The organism is Dyadobacter sp. NIV53, assembly GCF_019711195.1.
Taxonomy (GTDB): domain Bacteria; phylum Bacteroidota; class Bacteroidia; order Cytophagales; family Spirosomataceae; genus Dyadobacter.
Genome location: NZ_CP081299.1, coordinates 1,781,056 through 1,800,372, shown reverse-complemented (window position 1 = coordinate 1,800,372; position 19,317 = coordinate 1,781,056). Strand labels below are relative to the sequence as shown.

Below are 19,317 nucleotides of genomic sequence, written 5' to 3'. Positions count from 1 at the left end.
CTTATAAAACTAGTTATAGTCAGATACTAATCCAAATGTCAACTATTTTGATTATCCGTTATAGCTGCAAGATGATTATAAAACCATAATAAAGTTTTGTTAACAAAATGTAGCCTTTTTGTTAACAAAATGACTTGTTAAAATCAATCCTGTGCTTCCTGAAGAAATTGCATTAATTTTTGACTGATAACATTTGCAGAAGGCAGCAGGGCCTGATACTCAACTGGTAATGAGCTGGTTGTTTGATAAGTTGCAACACCGATTGGCAGCGTTGCAGATTTAAGAGAATATTCTACGATTGTGCGGTTTTTACTTTTACAAATGATAATTCCGATGGCCGGATTTTCGTGAGGCAGTTTAATCTTGTCGTTGAGTACCGAAAGGTAAAACTCCATTTTACCCTTGTGCTCTGGTTCAAATTCTCCAATTTTCAAATCAATCGCAATAAGGCTTTGTAACTTTCTATGAAATAGTAACAAATCGATTTTGAACTCTCTTTTGTCAACCCATAATTTGTATTGATTGCCAATAAAGGTGAAATCTGAGCCCATTTCAAGCAGGAATTGACGGATGTTTTTGATTAGCGCTTGTTCAAGGTCATTTTCTGAGTGCTGGTCTGCAAGATTTAAAAAGTCAAATGTGTAATTGTCTTTTACAGCTAAATAAGCTTGTTTTTTCAGGTTTTCTGGCAGTACTTCATCAAAATTGGTTTGATTGAGAAGGTATTTTTCGTACGTTTTATTTGCTATTTGGTGGGATAATACATCTTTGGTCCAGCCAAACTTTTTAGTTGCCAAAATGTAAAACTGACGCTGTTGACTATTTTTACACTTCTTTAAAATCACGATATGTTTGGTCCAGCTAATTTCTCGTACCAGTGGTACGAGATTCTCATCAAGTGCATATTCTGTGTAAAATTGACTGATAAGCCATAAATTGGCTACTGAAAATCCGCTCATAGCCGGAAATTCACTTTGCAGTTCGTTTGACAAGGTTGTTACAATAGATTTTCCCCAACCGCTAGCCTGTTTTTCAGAAATTGCCTTACCTAACTCCCAGTATAGATTCAATAATTGTGTTCCTAACCGTTTGAATCATTGGACCAGTTTGTAGCCTCAAACGAGAAACAGAAATGGTATTAGAGATGATTAAGAATGCACGCCTAAGTTCATCAGGAAGAAAATTGCTTACCTCGCAACAAAAGGCTTACTTAGTGGAAGAATGGGATTTATCTGGCTTGTCTTGTCCCGAGTTTTGTCGTCGACACGGTCTAATATCAAGCCAGCTATATAAATGGCGTAAGGATGCAAAATCAGGAGCAGTTATGAGTATAAAAAATGATGGCCAGCTACACTCTAAAACGGAGTTAGAGGTCTTGCGAAGAGAAAATGATGAACTTAAGAGGGCTCTGGGAGAGGCCACACTTGATATTAAGGTTCTAAAAAAAGCTGGAGATGGATCAACTACGAAACCGGCAGTTGAATCGCTATCCAGGGAATTCGGATTAAGTATCAACCGAATCATCAAAATATTGGGAGTTGCCAAATCTAGCATCTATTACCAAGCCAGGCCTTATCCCAAGAGAAAGAAAATTGTAAAAAAATACCTGTCAGATGCGGCTAAGGCTAATATTCGATCAATATCAAGCATGAAGTCAACCTATGGAACACCTCGTGTGCGAGCTATTTTACAAAGGGATTATGGTGTTACATTATCCAAATATATGGTTCACCGCTTTATGAAAGAGGAAGGTTTACTATTAAAACGATTTCGAACCAGAGGAAATAGTAGGATTCATACTGGAAAAATAGCCGTTGTTAAATCCAATACAAGATGGGCTAGCGACATAACGTCTATTAAGTGTTGGAATGGTCAAAAACTTCGACTGGCCTTTGTGATCGACTGTTGTGACAGATCAATTATTAGCTGGAAAGCAGGCACGCATATTCAAGGATGTGATATCGAATTATTAGTACAGAATGCCCTATTTGAAAGATTCGGTGAAAGTTTACCGCCAAAAGGGCAGCTTCAACTACTACATGATAACGGACCTGAATACATAGAGAAAAATCTAAGAAAAAGTCTTAAACAATGGAATATTGAAGATTGTAATACACCGACATATTCACCACAATCAAATGGCATGTGTGAGGCACTGAATGGCACTTTTAAAAGAGATTACGTCTTTGAAAATTGTCTCGATAATCCAACAGTTGTGATGTCACAAATACAAAAATGGGTAGATGAATATAATAATTTTGCTCCTCATTCAGCTTTAAAAATGAAAACACCAAAAGAATATTTTAACTTTCAAATCGCTGCGTAACTAGTCCAGTTTTTAAGCGGAAAGAGCAATTGTATATTAACTGCTTTAAGAGCTTCGTACTGAGCTGTTCTAACCTTTTCCTTAATCTCGGCAATAAACTGTATTTGGCTACTATCTAAACTCATACTTTAATTTTCTGTGTTTGTTGTAATTTCTTTTGATCCGATCTCCCTTTAAGAATCAAAGATAGCCAGACAAACTAAAACATGTTACAGGCAATAATTAAGAAGTAACTTACAGTAGTAAAAGTGTATTAGAAAATGAGGAGTACCTTAGAAATATTAAGATCTTTTCATTAAATTATTCTTATCATTTAAATGAACGTTTATTTTATAATATTTTTGCTGCTACTTTCTCCCCAATTGTTATGGCAAAGCGAACCCCATGGGATAAGTATCAACTTATTCTGCCATCACTCAGTCAGGATGTTTCTATAAAAGAAATATCCCGGACTCATAATATACCGGTGCGAACTCTGCGTGACTGGAAGAAAAAATTCATAAACTTGGGTCTTCCCGGACTGCATCATTTAAAAAGAAAGGATAAGGGAACGCGAAGGTGTATGTCACAGCAAATGCAAGAACTGGTCGGCGGATTCGCTTTACTCAAACCCAAACTGAAAATTAGGGCTATCTATCAAAAAATTGTTTTGTTAGCTGAGCAGTCCAATCAAACGCCCCCTTCCTATACAACATTATATAATGTTGTACGCAAGATCAAGCCGGCATTGTTGACGCTATCTCATGAAGGTGTTAGAGCTTACCGACAAAAATTTGAACTCATTTATCGTCGAGAGTGCAAGGCCCCCAATGAAATATGGCAATGTGATCACACAGAGCTTGACATTTATGTCCTAGATAGTGATGGAAAGGAAATAAAAGTCTGGCTTACTATTATAATGGATAATTATAGCCGGGCGATTGCAGGATTTCTATTATCAGTAGAGGATCCAAGCTCTATTAATACCGCTTTGGCATTAAGACAGGCAATTTCCAGAAAAGAGGAACCACGCTGGCAGATTTGTGGAATACCACAGATTCTTTACACTGACCATGGCACTGATTTCATGTCTGTACATATTCAACAGGTATGTGTAAGTTTAAAGATTCGTCACTTCAAATCAGCTGTGGGCCGTCCACAAAGCCGCGGTAAAATTGAACGGTTTTTTAGAACATTGAATGACACGCTTCTAGCAAGCCTACCTGGTTATAGCCAGAATGGCAAACCTCTTTCTAAACCAAAGTTGACTTTTACGGAGCTTAATTTTGCTTTAAAGGACTTTATACCGTATCCGGCCTACCAACTACATCTTTGTTAACTGCTGAATATTGTTAAAGTTTTGCGGGTACAGGTCGGTGATGTTTTTATGATTGATCGTAGAGATGTTTAGCAGGCTGTTTTTTAGCCAGTTGTAAGGATTGACGTTGTGTTTTTTGCATATAGCAAAGAAGGAGTAGATCATGGCAGCCCGCTGTGCGGCTTCGTGTGATCCGGCAAAAAGGTAATTTTTCCGGCCCAGGGCCAACGGGCGTATGGAATTTTCAATTTGATTATTATCAATCAGCAGAATTCCGTCATATAAATATGCACTTAGCGCATCCCAGCGGCCATAACTGTACAGCATCGCTTTCCCAATCTGGCTTTTCGGGAGTGTACTTTTAATTTGTTCAAAGATCCATTTTCCCAACTCATTGATAACCGGAAGGGATTCTGCCAGCCGCAGCTCTTTGATTTCGGCAGCATCCATCATCTGTTGGCTGGCCCTCCGCTCCACAGCATACAGCTGCTGGATCATCGATAGCGCTTTTTGCGCTCTTGTTTTGTCATTATCCAGAGCTCGTTCAAATTCCCTGCGGGCATGCGCCCAGCAAGCCAGATGAATAACATCTTTCCGTTTTCCATGCTTTTCGTAAACTGCGTACCCATCCGTCTGCAGATAGCCTTTGAAGCTTTCTAACATCGTTTTCGCTCCTGCAGATCCTCTTGTGGGTTGGTAATCAAAGAGAACCATGCCATCCAAAGGGCTGTGATAGACCCAATAATATCCCTGGTGACAAGCACCTTTCTTGTCACTTTCCAGTACTTTGATTGGACTTTCATCTACCTGCCAATAACCCTTCGATTTCATATCGAAGACCAGTTGTTCGTAAAGCGGTTCGAGCTTGATTAGGGCTTCTTTAGTCCAGCCTTCAAGCGTTGAAGATGCGATCTGGATATCTTCCCGGGCAAAGCGCTGTTTTTGTCGGTAAAGCGGGAGATGATCTACGTATTTATCGGTTAAAATGCTGGCAAGAAGTCCAGCTGATGGTATTCCCTTATCAATTACACGCTCTGGAAGCTGACCGATTTTTACCCCTTCCCCATTTTTAGGCGCATATTTATAGCGTATATATCTTTTGATCAAAAAGCGGGCAGGTTCATAATCGAGCCGCGTCGGCGGTCCGATCTTCGGTAACTTCCTTGCCGATGCATATCATTTCAGAAAGATCACCTGTAGGGTAAATCTCGATTTCTTCGACGGGTAAATGCGAGGGCAGTGCCGCACGGCCTTTATGGTTGGGCCTTGAGAGCATCAAAAAGTGTGGGAGATCATGCCGCTTCCTGTATGATATCAGGATCCTTCACCAATTTGATTGGCCTGAAATCCGGATACATTTTCCGAAAACTATCTTCCCATTCGTTGTTTAAAACTTTTGTCCGGACTTGAAGCAGTAAGTGTGCGCCTTTTTTGGTCCACTGCATGGACTGTTTTTTAGAAAACCGTTTAGAAATTACATAATTGACAGTGGATTCCACAAAGCTGGTTGAAATAACTTCACCGTAATTATACCGCTCGGCGTAATTGACAATAAAATTTTGATTGTTTGTAATGTATTTGTCGAAATCGGTAACGTATGTCTGGAAGGGTTTAATCTTGTCATATTTTTTCTTTTGGCCTTCGTCTTCCAAATGATCAGTAAGGTAGAAGTCAAGATCCTCACAATGCTCAATAGCTCTTACAGCATTACCATGCCATAAATTCCATTTAATACGGGTCAATAAATGTTGAAAAGCTTTCCCTCGTTTTTCATCGACTTTTATTAGTCCTAAAGTACACTGGTGCAGAACTGTCAATTTCATGGTAATATGAAACCAATCCAGAATGTGTGTGGATTCCGCATTAAGGTAGGTTTGTAGATTTCGCAGATTATCAGCACCATCCGAAAAAAATTCGAGCTGTTGGTGGGGCTGCATTCCTTGTGATACAAGATGGTTATAAAACCGGCGTTTGGATTTTAAATCATAGGATCCGACGAATGCAAAACATTTGGCAGGTTTTTCAGCCGGAACCGACTTGCCAGCTATTACTTCAAAAATGCTCTTTTTATCTTTCCAGTCCCGGACATAACCACCATCAATACCCACAACCATGGTTCTTTCCGGCCTTGGTAACGCCTGCCGCTGGTTTATGCTGCCACAATCGTACATCCACTGTTCTTCTCCAATCTCTTGCTCCTGGGCTAAGGCCAAATCATAAAGATGGTTCTGGATCGTTGTCGCATTAATCGTTTCCGCTACTGGCAGGACTTCTTTTAATAAATTTGCCGTCTTTTCAAAAGGGATTAAACAGGCCCATTTTGTTTCAAGAAACAAAAGCTCAGGGGTAGTATGATTTGTAAGTAATTCATTCAGAGGGCTGAAAGTCTTTTTGCCTTCGCCATAGTATCTGGGGCTTTGAAAAGTGATATTACCGAAAAGTGTTTTGAGTTTAATGGTATAATTTCCTTTTTTACGAAGCCTTTGTAGCCTTTTGCTTTTGATAAAGGCTTCCAGTTGCCTTTCAACGATGGATTGCTGTAGGTTTTTCAATAGCTGCTTTGATTCACAAAGGTTCAATCCAATGTTTTCAAAAGTGTCAAATGTCTTTTCAAAGGTGAAAATTTCGTCAGTGCAAGTAGTTTCATTTTCCCCAGGTTCACATACTAATTGGAGTTTGAATTTCATGATTATTAAGGTTATCAGGAAATGTAATCTTTAACTTTTCTTACCGTATTGATAGAGGTATCACAAATTTTAGCGGTTTTACGCGCACTGATACCCAAACGTAGATTCCGAACCACCGAGGGATACTTTTTTAAGAAAGCCTCCTTATCCTCGCTTGATCCACCAGGCCGACCTAGATGTTTACCTTTCCTGCGTGCTTCGTCCATTCCCGAAAGGATGCGTTCCCGTAATGTTTCCCGTTCCATCCGTGCAAATTCGGCCAGCAGGGTAAACATAAATTGAGCAATAGGGTTTCTCTTACCATTTTTTAAGGTTTCGATACCAAAATTCTGTACGTAAACACTGATTTGAAGTTTGGTCAGCTCTTCCAATACATTTAAGACTTCAACGGTCGAGCGCCCCAAACGCGAAACTTCCTGAACCAAGACCTTATTGATCTCGCGTTTACGCGCCATGGCCAGTAGCTCCTGCAGACCATCACGCTCCTGATTATACTTTGCACCGCTTACCTTCTCAGCTATTTCTGCAACAATCCGTAGGCTTTGGGTTTGAGCCACCACCCGTAGGTCTTCTATCTGCCGTTGGTAGTCCTGTTCTCTTTTTGATACCCGGACAAAAATCACTCCCTTTTCCATCACACCAAGTTACAAACTATAATCAAATTAACCACTAGGTTTTATTGATACAGAAAGTGCTATCCTTAAACATCAAAATAAGCATCGTAACCGCCCAGGGTTCTCCAGAATTTACCATCACCCTTTTTTTGATACAGTTTGGCCAAGGCCTGGTTCATTTTTTTCTTGTCGAACACTTCACTGCGGTGTTTAAGATACCACCAGGGGGCACTATCCAGATCAAGGTCCGGAACTTCTCGGTTCTCAATACTTTCGAAGACGTTTGATAAGGTTTCCTGGATCCAGCTGAACTGACCGATCAAAGCATCCTGATATGCATAAGGTCCGCCGACATCTTCCGGAGGGCAAGCCCTTCGACCAGCAGTGCAAATTGGATGGTGATACCCGGGCCTGGCATTCTCAACCTTCTCGATACGAATTTCGTGTTTCCAGTAGTCGCCAAAATCATAAACATATGAAAACTTATCACCAGCCCTCAAACCTAAATCTCCGATAAGAATCTCACTGGGGTCATCACGATAGTAGGTGCCTCCTTCATAGGCAATTCCATAATCCACTCCCCAAATATGAAAAACGTGTAAATGCTGGTTTTCCCACCCCAACATCATCTGTATCAAATGATGCAGCTCTGCAATGTGAGTATTTCCGTCAATGATAAAGCGCCGGTAGATCATCGGCGAAATATTCAGAATATGTACCTTCAAATGATACACGGCAGTTCGAGGATCTACGGCAACTGGCTGTACAACATTTTTTGTTTTCATGAGAAGACTTTCAAATCTTTCTCAAGTTATCAAAGAATCAATTGCCCCACACTTTTTGATGCACTCCTGATAAAGCTCTTGTTTTACTAAGTTCTCACAAACGTTGACATAGTTGGTGACCGCGCTATTCAAAGTCAGGATAAGTGCATCTCCTAACATATAGTACTGGTGGATGATAAAGGAAATTAAAAGCAGATAACGGTTCGTGCTGCGTGTAGTTATTTGTGTTACCTGATTATTGATGACATATTCAGCGTAGAACTGAATGGTGGCATCAGATAGTTTTAAGCGCCTGGCTACCGGTAGTAACTGCAAATACATGATCTTCAAACTTTGGAAGTTTGCCACACGCTCACGGATCTGTTTTGTCTCCATGGATTGAGAGACCCGTTTGAAAAATGTAATCTCATAACGTTTTACTTTTAAATGCTTCCTGCTGTCCTGCTGATAAGAAGTATGTTCGACCAGAAGCTGCTCTAAAAGTGAAATATCAGCAGCAGTCAGGTACTTATTTAAAATAGACTCTAAATTTTGTTCGAAACTGGCAAGCGCTTTGTCCAAAATCGTTTTCAGGCTTTGGTAGGTTGGAATTTCAATATGATGTGATTGGAGAAAATCTACCATACCTTCAAATATCAAGTATGGCCTGGTCTGTACATGAGCTAGTCTCTGTGTTTCCTGGATCAATGTTTCAATCGAAGATTTTTCAAAAGGTGCAAAACCGAAATATCCAAGAATATCTTCCCGGTGCCGGAGTGATGTCCGTCCTTCGTAGTCACTTATCTGAACCGCATTGATATCAACCGAAATTCTTTCTGCTACGTAATCCACGTCACTTTGATGAAAACGGTTCGATCCAAAAAACCGGCTGACAATCCGGAAGTATCCGACCTGCAAAAGAAAACCTACTTTATTGGAAGGTGTCTGCAAGGTCTTGACATATTCAGCGGCCCATTGTGGAGCCTCTAAGAAAATCACTTTCTGGTCAGCACTTAAAACAGGAGGATTGTCAAATCGTTGCCGGGCTTCAGAATTCAGGTATTCTTTTCTAGGCATGAGACGATTTGTTTGTATAAAAAAACGTTGCTCAGAATGTACAAACTTATCGTACCCTTTGGAGCCTAAAGATTGACCTGAAACCAGGCATATTTCATCAAATTAGTAAAATAAACTTGTATACCAATCTAAGTACATTAAATTTGATGTATGAGATGCATTAAAGTAGACAGAAGGTGAAAATAGGATATGCTCGGGTATCGACCCAGGACCAGAATTTGGAAATGCAGCTGGATGCCTTGCAAAAGGTTGGCTGTGAAAAAGTATTTCAGGAAAAAGCTTCCGGAATAAAATCAGACAGGCCGCAGCTGGCTGCCATGCAGCAGATCCTTCGCGAAGGAGATGTTATCTACATTTACAAATTGGATCGGTTGGGGCGTTCATTAAAACACCTACTCGAAATGACCTCCGATTTTGAAAAGCGGGGAATCGGTCTGGTCTCAATTAATGATTCCATCGATACAACTACTGCCCAGGGCAGGCTCATCTTTAATATTTTTGCTTCTTTGGCAGAATTTGAAAGAGACCTGATTAGGGAACGGACAAAATCAGGTTTGGAAGCCGCCCGTGCACGTGGCCGAAAAGGTGGGCGCAGCCGCGGACTTTCCAAAGAAGCTGAAAAAAAGCGATGCTTGCCCAGACCTTATATAATGAACGAAAGTTAGGGGTGAACGAAATTGCTGCAGATCTGGAAATCTCAAAAATGACACTTTATAAGTATCTACGACACCGCGGTGTCCAAATTAATAGTAAGATCTGAACTTGTATCGTACATAAAGAAATATTAATCGACTTAGAAAATCCGTGAATTGCTGGTTCAGTATGCTTTTCTAAGATTATCTGCAAATATATCTGGTAGCATGCTAAGTTCTACTGCTTGCGCAGCCCTTTCAACATCATATTTAACCCGAATAAATTCAGTTTCAATACTTTTAGGATTTGTAAAAGATGCGTGATGATCAATGGTAAGCATCACGTAACATGCCCTTACATCGCCATCTTTGGGTTTACCCACAGATCCGGTATTGATCAGGTGATGATAATGGTCATTACCGTTTTTTCCGGAGTTAATGATCCTGTGGTAAGGCTTGTGTGAATGGCCAAAGCACAGGATATCGGCATTAAACTCCGTAACCAAATCCAACATATATTGTTCCGGAAGTTCCTTCAAAAGATATTCATTGATGCTGCGTGGACTACCATGTACCATAAGCATATTCAAATTATCGTTATTGATCTGAAATTCCAGCTTTAAATGTCGGGGAAGTGTAAGCAGATAATCCCGTTCCTGGTTACCAACCAACTTATATGCATACTCACTGCTTTCCTGGACGCTGCACTCATCTTGAGATGATAAAATTTTAGAGACTTTTAGATCATGGTTGCCTGCAATGGTAGCAATCCCTTGTTTACGGATTAGCCCAATTACCTGGTTTGGCCACACATTATAACCGATTAAATCACCCAGACAGTAAATTGCATCTGGTTTCTGATTTTCAAGGTCTTCGAGGACTGCTTCAAAAGCGGGAAGATTAGCATGGATATCCGAAAAAAGGGCAATCTTCATAAATTGGAAGTTTCAATTTTGTAATATTTATTGCGCAGCCAAAAAGCCACATTCACCAGGGCAATCAATGCCGGCACTTCTACCAGCGGACCTATTACACCAACAAAGGCCTGACCAGAGTTAATCCCGAATACCCCGATAGCGACTGCAATAGCAAGTTCAAAATTGTTACCTGCCGCTGTGAAAGCAATCGAAGCATTTTGTGAGTAGTCTGCCCCCAGGGATTTTGCCATAAAGAAGCTGACCAAAAACATGATCGCAAAGTAAATGACCAGTGGAATAGCAATTAAAAGCACATCATCCGGCAGCTGAACAATCAACTCGCCTTTCAGGCTGAACATCAGCATGATCGTAGCTAAAAGCGCAACCAAAGTAACAGGTGATATCATGAGGATAAATTTTTTCTCATACCAGTCTTCCCCTTTCAATGCAGTCAGCCCAAAACGGCTGATCATGCCGGCAGCAAAAGGGATACCCAGGTAGATGCCTACACTTTTAGCAATTTCAGCAATCGTAATATTTACATTCAGTCCTTTTAATCCCACCAATGGGGGGAGTACCGTAATAAAGAAGTAAGCATAAAAGCTGTAAAGCAGTACCTGAAACACACTGTTTAGTGCCACAAGTCCGGCAGCATATTCACGGCTGCCTTCCGCCAGCTCATTCCAGACCAGAACCATGGCAATACACCGCGCCAGACCAATCAGAATTAACCCGATCATATAATCCGGATGATTCGGAAGAAAGATAATGGCCAGTATAAACATAAGTGCCGGCCCGATGATCCAGTTTAGTACCAGAGAAGCGGTCATTACTTTGGTATTGCGGAACACTTCGCCCATTTTGTTGTATTTCACCTTGGCCAGTGGCGGGTACATCATCAGGATCAGGCCAATAGCAAGCGGAATATTGGTTGTACCACTTGAAAAATTGTTGATGTAATCCGGCAATGAGGGAACAAAATTGCCAAGGCCTACGCCAATTGCCATGGCCAGGAAAATCCATAACGTTAAGTAACGGTCCAGGAAGCCCAGCTTTTTACGGTTAGCGGCCGGGGCACAATTAGTAGCAGACATAATTATTTTTAAAGGTTCTCATTGACAAAATTTTCTGAGTATGTTTTGACCATTTCGCGTACAGTACGAAACTGCTCCGTTATTTGCTCTTCACTTCCGGTTGCTTTTCCAGGATCCGGAAAGTTATGATGGAATTTTTTCGCATTAGTCGGGAAATACGGACACCGCTCTTTTGCATTATCACAGACCGTGATCACAAAATCAAAGTCAATGTCTTGGTATTCATCGATGTTGTTAGAAGTATGTCCAGAGATATCAATTCCGTCTTCTGCCATAATGGAAATAGCTTTGGGGTTCACTCCATGGGTTTCCACCCCTGCACTATATACGGTGGCTTTCTCACTTGCAAATTTTCTGAGGTAGTCTTCGGCTATCTGGCTCCGGCAGCTGTTACCGGTGCAAAGCACTAATATTTTTTTCATTTTGCTTAATCTATTCCTGTTACTTTGCTTCTTCTTTCCAAAAGGTTGACGCTTCGCCAGATCCCCTTCATCTTTCCAATATTTTCACGGTATCCAATTAGACGGAAACCATTCTTCTCGTGCAGTTTGATACTTGGAACATTTTCGGCAAATATGCCTGCCTGAAGAGTCCAGTAGCCTCCTTTTTCACTTTCCAGGATCAGGTGCTTTAAAAGTGCGTCACCTATTTTTTGTCCCCGGAAGCGGCTACCGATATAAACACTCACTTCGGCTACTCCGGCGTAGACACATCTTCCGGACACCGGTGTCAGGACTGCCCACCCGGCAATTTCACCGCTGTCTGAAATTGCCACAAAACGGTGCTGGGCTACATGGGACTGATCCCAAACCGACCACTCGGGCGCACTGGTTTCAAGGGTGGCATCGCCGGTAGCTATACCTTGTTCATAAATTTCACGGACTGCTGGCCAGTCACCAGGTTCTAAATTTCGTATCGTGATCATATTTAGCAGATTAGATTATTAACAGCATCCCCCGCCTGGCGTGCAACTTTGAGTTTCAGCACCAACCATTTCAAGTACCTGCACTTGTTTAACATCCGTTTCCTTTTTGCTGGAAGGTGTGCAGCATTCTTCACCGGAAGGTGTAGTACCACAGCTTTGTCCCCTGGTTATTGCCTTGCACTGGGTAAAATCTGCGGCCAGGTTAATAGTAAAGGAATCACCTTCAGCTATAAATTCAGAAGGGTACATCTGGCGGGTGTCAAACTTTGAATTACCAAATTCTATTTTGACCACGCCTAGCGGATTAAGTGGAAGCGATTTTTCTACCAGGCTGATGATGGAAAGCGCTTTGCTTACTTTCATGGCACGTTCAGTCTCTGCTACCGACGGCTCCCAAAGCTGCACAATGATTTCCGTCCAGCTGTTCATTACCCCACCACAATCGACAGATACAATAGGAGCCTGTTTGATCTCGGTAATATGATAGGATGCATCTACATACTCACCTTTTGCATATTGGAATTGAAGGATTTTATCCGGATTGTCCAAAAGTGTGCTTTTGAAGGCTTGCCAGTTCATTGGATTTAAGTTATTCATTGCTATGTTACGATTAAATAAAGTTAAATAAATTATTTGTCCACATACTTATTTGCAGCAAGCTACTTCAATATCTGATTCAAAGATTTCTCCAAATATAGCTTTTGCTTCTTGCCATACCGTTTCATTGATGCAATAGCAAACACGGGGTGGATTGATTTCTCCATGCAGGATACCAATATTTTTAAGCTCCTTTAAATGCTGGGATACCGTGGCTTGGGCCAAGGGTAGCACTTCTACCAGATCTCCGCAAACGCATGAGTTCACCTTCAACAAATGCTGGATAATCGCAACCCTTGCCGGGTGCGCCAGTGCCTTGGCCAAATCAGCGATACGGTTCTGCTTGTCCGTAAAAACTTGTGTCTTTGTAACTCCCATGTGCCAAAGGTAGAAATTATTTTATTCATTGCAATAATACGATAAACATTTTTGATTTTTTGTTGATGTAGCATTCCGGACAACCGAATGGAGATCATTGGCCATTTGTATACATTTTATATTCGCTGAGAATTGAATGTACTGCATTATAGTTAGATCATAATCCTATGCAAAAGTCGTGACGGTTTTTCTCCCTTTCTTTAGTTTACCCCAATATTAGAAATCAATCATAGTATTATCGTAGTCATATAAAAGTAAGCTTAAACAGGAGTAAATCAAATAAGAGCAGAGCATCGGCTATAGGAAAATCCTACAGGTTTAACACAAAGGTTCTTTTCTTGAAATGTCTATGGTATTCAAATCTTAAAGCTTTCCTTGATAATATTTCAGACAATAAAATTTAATTTATTACATCCGACATCTATACTTGATGGGATTATCCAATGGTTTTTTATTTCAACTTAAAATGTATAGCAGAGAATAGCGTGTTACAAATTTCGGTAAAAGAACAACCATAAAATAAATTCGAGGCAGTTTTCGGGGTTCTTTTAGTATTTAGACAAAGAATAGCGCTATTCATTTTTCACCTGTATTTGGTAATCATTTGGCCGTAAAAATGCGATATTTTGAAAGTAAGCATAGGCTTCAGTAAAAGTTCTAAGACCATATTTTTATCAGTCTAACATTTTTTGTATTTTACATGGAAATATTAAATTTTGTAAAATGCTGATAGTCAGCTAGAATAAACGTCGTATTTTCTTAGAGTTATTCTTTGTCCATTTACTAAAAGAACCCCAGGATCACCCGGCCAAGACAGGTAAATACATTTTTGCAAATTGGGCCTTTAAAATCTTTTATCTTTAAAAGCAAAACCAGAAATGGATGATGAAAGCATGCCATTTTGAGGGAAAAAAAGAAAATGTTTTTCCCTTTTGGATTAATAGCTTCGGCCAGGATGAAGAAGGGGAACTGTATGTAATTACCCAGCAGGAAGTAGGGGCAATCAATCCGGCCGGCGTAACCGTTAAGCTAACCGGTAAAATGAAAAAAGATTGATAAGGTCTTCATTTTGTATTAAACTAAAATAGGCTGACCATATCTTTAGTAATTTCAATATTGTTTCTGTATAAGTATTTTAAAATCAAATACTTTAGATAATCAGGTTATAATTAAACTGCCATTTGTTAAAACAGCCCTGAAGTAGGGTTCAAGGATTGTTGATCGTAATTCGAGTTGTTCTTGTTGAACCATCCAGTTAATCAATTTAGAGATAACAGCAGTTTGTACAACAAATGCTGCCTGCTGCTTGAGATTAACAGGTACAGCTGCAATTTCTATAAAAAACCGTGGGTAACTTACCTGTTGGTTAGGAAACCAGTATTCGCCCCTGATCAAAAGCCAGTCAACATTTTCGTTGTTGTTAGGAGTCCAGTATTTCAGATGTACACTAGTATAAAGTTTACTATCAGCAATCGCCTTTTGTAAAACAGAAGACTGAAGAACATAACTGTATCCCTTTCTGATTTTTGGTTTATCAATTATAATTGATGACATAAAAAATTATTAATCTATTGAAAATGAGATTTTATTAAAAAACTACTTTTTATTTCGGCCTATTCTGAAATGAATTTCTTTTACCAGTGAACAGCTTTGCTATGCTATGACAAATGGTAGGCAATTTACTTTTCAAGTTGAAATATAAAATTCAATATCCAGGCAGGATCACTTAAAATATTCAATAAGAACTGCTCAGATCATTTATTCTTAAATCAGAAGGCAAAATCAATTCTTAACGCTTTGATATTTTACTGTTTTGCTTTGATCATATAAGCACTAATTACAAACCCATGTTTCTCTATAAACAAATTTGAAAAGTAGGAGAGTGCCCGATACTGTTGAAATCTTCTGGTGGATGTACCTGATCATTTTAGGATTAATACCGGTAACATAATTTTAATCTGTCTGAAAAGTTAGCACAGCCTGGGTTTAAAATCAGATTATCATAACCTGGATTTTAGAATATGACCCGGATGGGTACTGTGATCACTGCAATGGTAGGATGGTGCAACTTTACATTATTTAAAGTACTAATCCATAAATTCTGGAACAGGTAGTGGTTCAGTCAGATGTCTTAAAATTTCAGCTTCATTTCAGAATAGGTGTATTCTGGAACCAAGCAGCTTTCAGCTGGTCCATTATTCGTTCAATAGTACTTTAATTGTCTCTGTTAACGTCTTGGACTGAATTTTCATGATGTAAGTCCCTTTTGGCAGCTGCATGGACGAAACATTTACTTCATGCAGTCTGGCCGGTGCGGCTGATTGCTGCGATTGTATCTGAAAAGTATTCCCTGACAGGTTAACCAGCTGCATAACTACCTGTCCCTGATGTTTGGCTGACACATACACTGCAAAGCGCTTTGCTGCTGGATTAGGATAAATACTAGATACTTCCGGTTTAGGCACCTGCAGCACGAAATCTTCCTCTGCCGCTGTCCTGGCAGCTGGCGGGGTGGTGGCTTCAATCACCAGCTGAGGTCTGTTGGCCAGATTCTCTCTGGAGTTAAAGCTGAGCATCGCATTTTTTAAATCCGGCTGGATCAGCAGGAAACTGGCTGTTTTATCCCCGTTCAGCTGGGCTCTAACAAATGGGGTCACATCAATTTCATAGTACCGTACAGTATCATTAACATAAACCGAACCCAGATCCCCTCCTAAGCCCGCAGGCGCTGACGAGTAGCTCGTGCCCATTTCCGGCCATGAGTCATCCGGAACCCGGTAGGCAGACAAAGTGATGTTCGCGCTGCTTTCTATATTGGAACCATATAAACGTAGTTTGGCAGATCCTACCTTTTTTACATTGGTCAGTGGAAATTTCAGATAGGTATGATGATGGTGATCACCCGGACCTGGTGCCGATTTTACCAAAAGTGCGCCTTCCGCGCCGAAACTGGTATGCTGATAAGGTTCACCACGCACGTATGTGTCGGCAACCGGTTCCAGGACCAGCTGTGTCGGAAGCACTTCAATGGCGGCAATGATGGGGTTGTCAGCTGCACCGGTAAGGAAATCAATATCCAGTATACCATCCGTTACATCCACAACAAACGTCTCCGTTCTGGCATGTAAGGCTCCACCTGCCGCTTCAAAAATATCGTAGTCTGTCAGCTTTCTGCTGCCTTCGATCTCTACATGGAAGCGGCGTTTATTTGCACCCTTCCGGCCGCCCCGGCCGGGCACGCCCCAGAACGTCTCGGCAAAATGCAGGACGATCTTTTTTTCTCCATTGGCAATGGGTATGCTGTAATTAAAAGCCCGGCCAAAGCGCTGCTCTAAGTAAAGCTGGTCATCGGTCGTACCGGCAATATCAGCCTGAAGAGGACGGGATATCTGCGTTGTACCGCTAAAATACTGATCTTCTGTAAAAACCCGGCTGCCGGATGCTTCAAAAGCCTTGCCGCCCGCATTGATACGCATTTGCTGTGTGTTAACCGGTACAGGTTCATATTTGTAGAGCTCATAGCCATATTCAGATGTATTGGCACTGATCAGCAGGGTGTTATTGATATTGGCCATTTCTTCAATACCCGTATTTTCGTCTGATGTGAGGTCCTCCACCATAAAGGTGCCTTCCGGCGTTCCATCGCTTCTCCACAGCTCATTGCCTGTTGCCGGCTTATAGAAGTTGAAATAAAGCAGGTTTCCCATACCCGCAAATGTTCTTATACGAAAACGCAGAGGGGTCTGATCCATGGAAGTAACGCGTTTGGTGCCTGAAACCGTGCCGTCACTTACCCATAGCTGCACCCCGGTAGCGGAGTCCGGGAGCATAAAAAACAGTTTGCCGTTCACATTAGTAAATTCAACAGAGCGCCGGTTGTTTTCTTCGTCAGCCGTGCTGATGGCTGCCAGCTCCATAGTGCCCAAAGCTGTGCCATCGGTCCGCCATAGAAACTTCTGGCCCGTATCATAGTTGCTGATTACTGTATACACGTAGGTTCCGGCAGCCAGCAAACGTGATGGAATAAACGGCAGCGCAGTGACCTTTTGGGTCCCTTGCGGGGTTCCATCGGTTTTGATCAGGTTGTATGTTCCGTTTTTCCAGGCCAGATAGAAAAGGTTTCCACCAGATATAGCCATGTTGGCATAATGGAAGTTTCCCAGGGAAATATCGCTGGCAGGCAATGTTCCGGCATTGGTGCCATCACTTTTCCAGAGTACATGACGGTCGATCCCGTTCCAACCTCCAAAGTAGAGCGCACCGTTAAATTCCGCCGCAGTAAAAAAATCGGTATTGTCCAGGGTTTTGACCAGCACGGTTCCTTGCGGGGTGCCGTCACTTTTCCAGAGCTCCATTCTGCCAATATAACTGGAAATGCCAAAGTACAACGTATTTCCGATACTGGTAAACCCTTCAATGCTATGGTAATATTTATCAGGAATGTCAAAATCTTTGAGCAGAATGGTTCCGGTGGCTGTGCCGTCAGAAGCCCATAGCTGCCTGCGAGACTGAAAGAAGAGTAAATGGTTTGTATGGATTAACAAATCCAGACCATCCGGTATCTCCCTGACCAGGACTGTTCCGGCAGCGGTGCCGTCTGTTTTCCAAAGCCCTCTGCGGGCTTGCGGAATGGCTGCTGAAAAATACCCTGTTCCGTTCAGCTCAGTGAAATGCCGGGGTAAAGAGCTTTCAGTTGTAACCGCGGTAATAGGCTGGGTTTCCTCGGTTGTAAGACTGGTTTTGAAAAGCTGGTAGCCCGATTCAGGAAATCCTGCAAAGAACACATCCTGCCCTACAAGTGTAGGGAACAAGATGGAAAAGTCAGTCAGGGCATGGGTCCCCTGCCGGGTCCCGTCACTTTTCCAGAGTTTGTGAATTCCGTCACTGCCTTCAAATACCAGCTGGTTGCCTGCTACTAACATTGTCCAGTAATCTGATTGATGATTTTCCAGATTAATGTCACTGATCTCAACGGTCCCGCCGGCAGTGCCGTCACTTTTCCATAGTTCATACTCGCGGGCATCATTTATGGCGAAAAAGAACAGGGTGTCCTGAAAATTTGTGAGCAGTTCTGGAGAATATGGTGGGTTACTGCCCGGACTAAATTCCTGGACTATGACTGTTCCTTCCGGCGTTCCATCGGATTTCCAGAGTACGGTATTTTGGGTAGTTGCCAGCGCTGAAAAATAGATGGTTCCGCCTGCTGCGACCGGCTCACCCAACCTTTCCAGGCCGGACCTGACCGTTACGATGCTTTTGCCATCTGTTTTCATCAGCTCGTGGTCAGTGGTGAAATACTGGTAACCGCCTGCTGCAGCCGGATTATTAAAGCCGTAAATCAGCGGACCGGATGTAGTACCGGCTTCTGTTCCGTCGCTGCTCCAGAGCACAGATCGATTGTCCGGCCCTGAATTTATTGTGAAATAAAGCCTGCCGTCCATTTTAGAAAAAAAGTCGGCCCTGACCTCGAAAGCACCAGGGCCCAGATCCTTCACTTTCGTTGTCCCTGCCTGGCTACCATCGGTTTTCCATAGCTGCAATGATTCGTTGAAGTTCTGCGAACCTGAAAAATAAAGCATACCGTTAAGCTCCAAAAGGTCTCTTTCACTGTAAAAGTGCGAAAGTCTTCGCAAAGGGAATGTACCTTCCCGGGTGCCGTCGCTGCGAAAAAGCCAGGCACCTCCCTTATAAATACCCTTAAAAAAAACATATCCATTTGCACTCGTCAGGTTTTTAGGGCGTTCTTCTTCTTCATTAAGCTCGGTCAGACGGATCGTCCCCTGCTGGGTACCGTCAGTTCTCCACAACTGATAACCATTAAAATCACCAGAAAAGAAAAAGAGCAGCCCATTGGCTACTGCTCTTTCCTGAATGTCAAGTCCCCTGCGCGAGGGTGCATCGTTGATATCTTTAACCAGTCTGATCTGTTGGGCACAGACAGTTGCGGCCATAAACATAACCGGCCAGCAGGCGAACAGAAGCAGGTATCTTTTCATACTGCTATCCTTT

16 protein-coding genes and 2 pseudogenes are annotated in these 19,317 nt (G+C 41.8%); 4 read left to right on the top strand and 14 right to left on the bottom strand.

Annotated features, from left to right (window positions below):
- Positions 1–143 precede the first annotated feature (143 nt).
- Positions 144–1,070, bottom strand: coding sequence for a YhcG family protein (locus KZC02_RS07290; protein ID WP_221393488.1), 927 nt, complete (start codon positions 1,068–1,070; stop codon positions 144–146).
- 62 nt (positions 1,071–1,132) lie between these two features.
- Here KZC02_RS07290 and KZC02_RS07285 point away from each other — a divergent pair, with 62 nt between their 5' ends.
- Positions 1,133–2,326, top strand: coding sequence for an IS3 family transposase (locus tag KZC02_RS07285; RefSeq protein ID WP_221393487.1), 1,194 nt, complete (start codon positions 1,133–1,135; stop codon positions 2,324–2,326).
- A gap of 367 nt (positions 2,327–2,693) precedes the next feature.
- The gene (locus tag KZC02_RS07280; RefSeq protein WP_221393486.1) at positions 2,694–3,644 is read left to right on the top strand and encodes a DDE-type integrase/transposase/recombinase; all 951 of its coding nucleotides are present in this window, start codon (positions 2,694–2,696) and stop codon (positions 3,642–3,644) included.
- Here the strand turns inward: KZC02_RS07280 and tnpC are convergent.
- The 5 genes and pseudogenes from tnpC to KZC02_RS07255 form a co-directional block, all read right to left on the bottom strand.
- A pseudogene (gene tnpC / locus KZC02_RS07275) lies at positions 3,630–4,881 on the bottom strand (IS66 family transposase); the annotation flags it as partial. The gene KZC02_RS07280 and the pseudogene tnpC sit on opposite strands and share 15 nt — an antisense overlap.
- Before the next feature lie 34 nt (positions 4,882–4,915).
- The gene (locus tag KZC02_RS07270; protein WP_221393485.1) at positions 4,916–6,310 is read right to left on the bottom strand and encodes an ISKra4 family transposase; all 1,395 of its coding nucleotides are present in this window, start codon (positions 6,308–6,310) and stop codon (positions 4,916–4,918) included.
- Between the two features lie 14 nt (positions 6,311–6,324).
- A complete protein-coding gene (locus KZC02_RS07265) occupies positions 6,325–6,945 on the bottom strand; it encodes a recombinase family protein (protein ID WP_221393484.1) in 621 nt (206 codons plus the stop codon).
- Between the two features lie 65 nt (positions 6,946–7,010).
- Positions 7,011–7,709, bottom strand: a complete 699-nt coding sequence (locus KZC02_RS07260) for a plasmid pRiA4b ORF-3 family protein (RefSeq protein WP_221393483.1) — start codon at positions 7,707–7,709, stop codon at positions 7,011–7,013.
- A gap of 21 nt (positions 7,710–7,730) precedes the next feature.
- Positions 7,731–8,765 carry a DUF4158 domain-containing protein gene (locus tag KZC02_RS07255; RefSeq protein WP_221393482.1) on the bottom strand — a complete coding sequence of 345 codons (1,035 nt, stop codon included), beginning with the start codon at positions 8,763–8,765 and terminating at the stop codon, positions 7,731–7,733.
- 176 nt (positions 8,766–8,941) lie between these two features.
- On the opposite strand from KZC02_RS07255, the pseudogene KZC02_RS07250 reads away from it, so the two are divergent.
- Positions 8,942–9,510 (top strand): annotated as a pseudogene (locus KZC02_RS07250) (recombinase family protein); the annotation flags it as partial.
- Positions 9,511–9,582: 72 nt separating this feature from the next.
- Here the strand turns inward: KZC02_RS07250 and KZC02_RS07245 are convergent.
- From KZC02_RS07245 to KZC02_RS07220, 6 genes are read right to left on the bottom strand one after another with little or no spacing between them, the layout of a single operon-like run.
- Positions 9,583–10,332, bottom strand: a complete 750-nt coding sequence (locus KZC02_RS07245; RefSeq protein WP_221393481.1) for a metallophosphoesterase — start codon at positions 10,330–10,332, stop codon at positions 9,583–9,585.
- Positions 10,329–11,408, bottom strand: coding sequence for an ACR3 family arsenite efflux transporter (arsB, locus tag KZC02_RS07240; RefSeq protein WP_221393480.1), 1,080 nt, complete (start codon positions 11,406–11,408; stop codon positions 10,329–10,331). The genes KZC02_RS07245 and arsB overlap by 4 nt, the downstream gene beginning before the upstream one ends.
- Positions 11,409–11,416: 8 nt before the next feature.
- Positions 11,417–11,830 carry an arsenate reductase ArsC gene (locus tag KZC02_RS07235; protein ID WP_221393479.1) on the bottom strand — a complete coding sequence of 138 codons (414 nt, stop codon included), beginning with the start codon at positions 11,828–11,830 and terminating at the stop codon, positions 11,417–11,419.
- Positions 11,831–11,835: 5 nt separating this feature from the next.
- The gene (locus KZC02_RS07230; protein WP_221393478.1) at positions 11,836–12,333 is read right to left on the bottom strand and encodes a GNAT family N-acetyltransferase; all 498 of its coding nucleotides are present in this window, start codon (positions 12,331–12,333) and stop codon (positions 11,836–11,838) included.
- Positions 12,334–12,351: 18 nt separating this feature from the next.
- Positions 12,352–12,930 carry a DUF6428 family protein gene (locus KZC02_RS07225; protein WP_229254051.1) on the bottom strand — a complete coding sequence of 193 codons (579 nt, stop codon included), beginning with the start codon at positions 12,928–12,930 and terminating at the stop codon, positions 12,352–12,354.
- 48 nt (positions 12,931–12,978) lie between these two features.
- Positions 12,979–13,308: a helix-turn-helix transcriptional regulator gene (locus tag KZC02_RS07220; protein WP_221393477.1), complete on the bottom strand. Its 330-nt coding sequence runs from the start codon at positions 13,306–13,308 to the stop codon at positions 12,979–12,981.
- Between the two features lie 882 nt (positions 13,309–14,190).
- On the opposite strand from KZC02_RS07220, the gene KZC02_RS07215 reads away from it, so the two are divergent.
- The gene (locus tag KZC02_RS07215; RefSeq protein ID WP_221393476.1) at positions 14,191–14,364 is read left to right on the top strand and encodes a hypothetical protein; all 174 of its coding nucleotides are present in this window, start codon (positions 14,191–14,193) and stop codon (positions 14,362–14,364) included.
- Positions 14,365–14,466: 102 nt separating this feature from the next.
- On the opposite strand, the gene KZC02_RS07210 is transcribed toward KZC02_RS07215, so the two are convergent.
- Positions 14,467–14,862 (bottom strand): hypothetical protein, encoded by a 396-nt coding sequence (locus tag KZC02_RS07210; protein WP_221393475.1) that lies wholly within the window; start codon positions 14,860–14,862, stop codon positions 14,467–14,469.
- A gap of 641 nt (positions 14,863–15,503) precedes the next feature.
- The gene (locus KZC02_RS07205) at positions 15,504–19,304 is read right to left on the bottom strand and encodes a malectin domain-containing carbohydrate-binding protein (RefSeq protein WP_221393474.1); all 3,801 of its coding nucleotides are present in this window, start codon (positions 19,302–19,304) and stop codon (positions 15,504–15,506) included.
- Between the last annotated feature and the right edge of the window lie 13 nt (positions 19,305–19,317).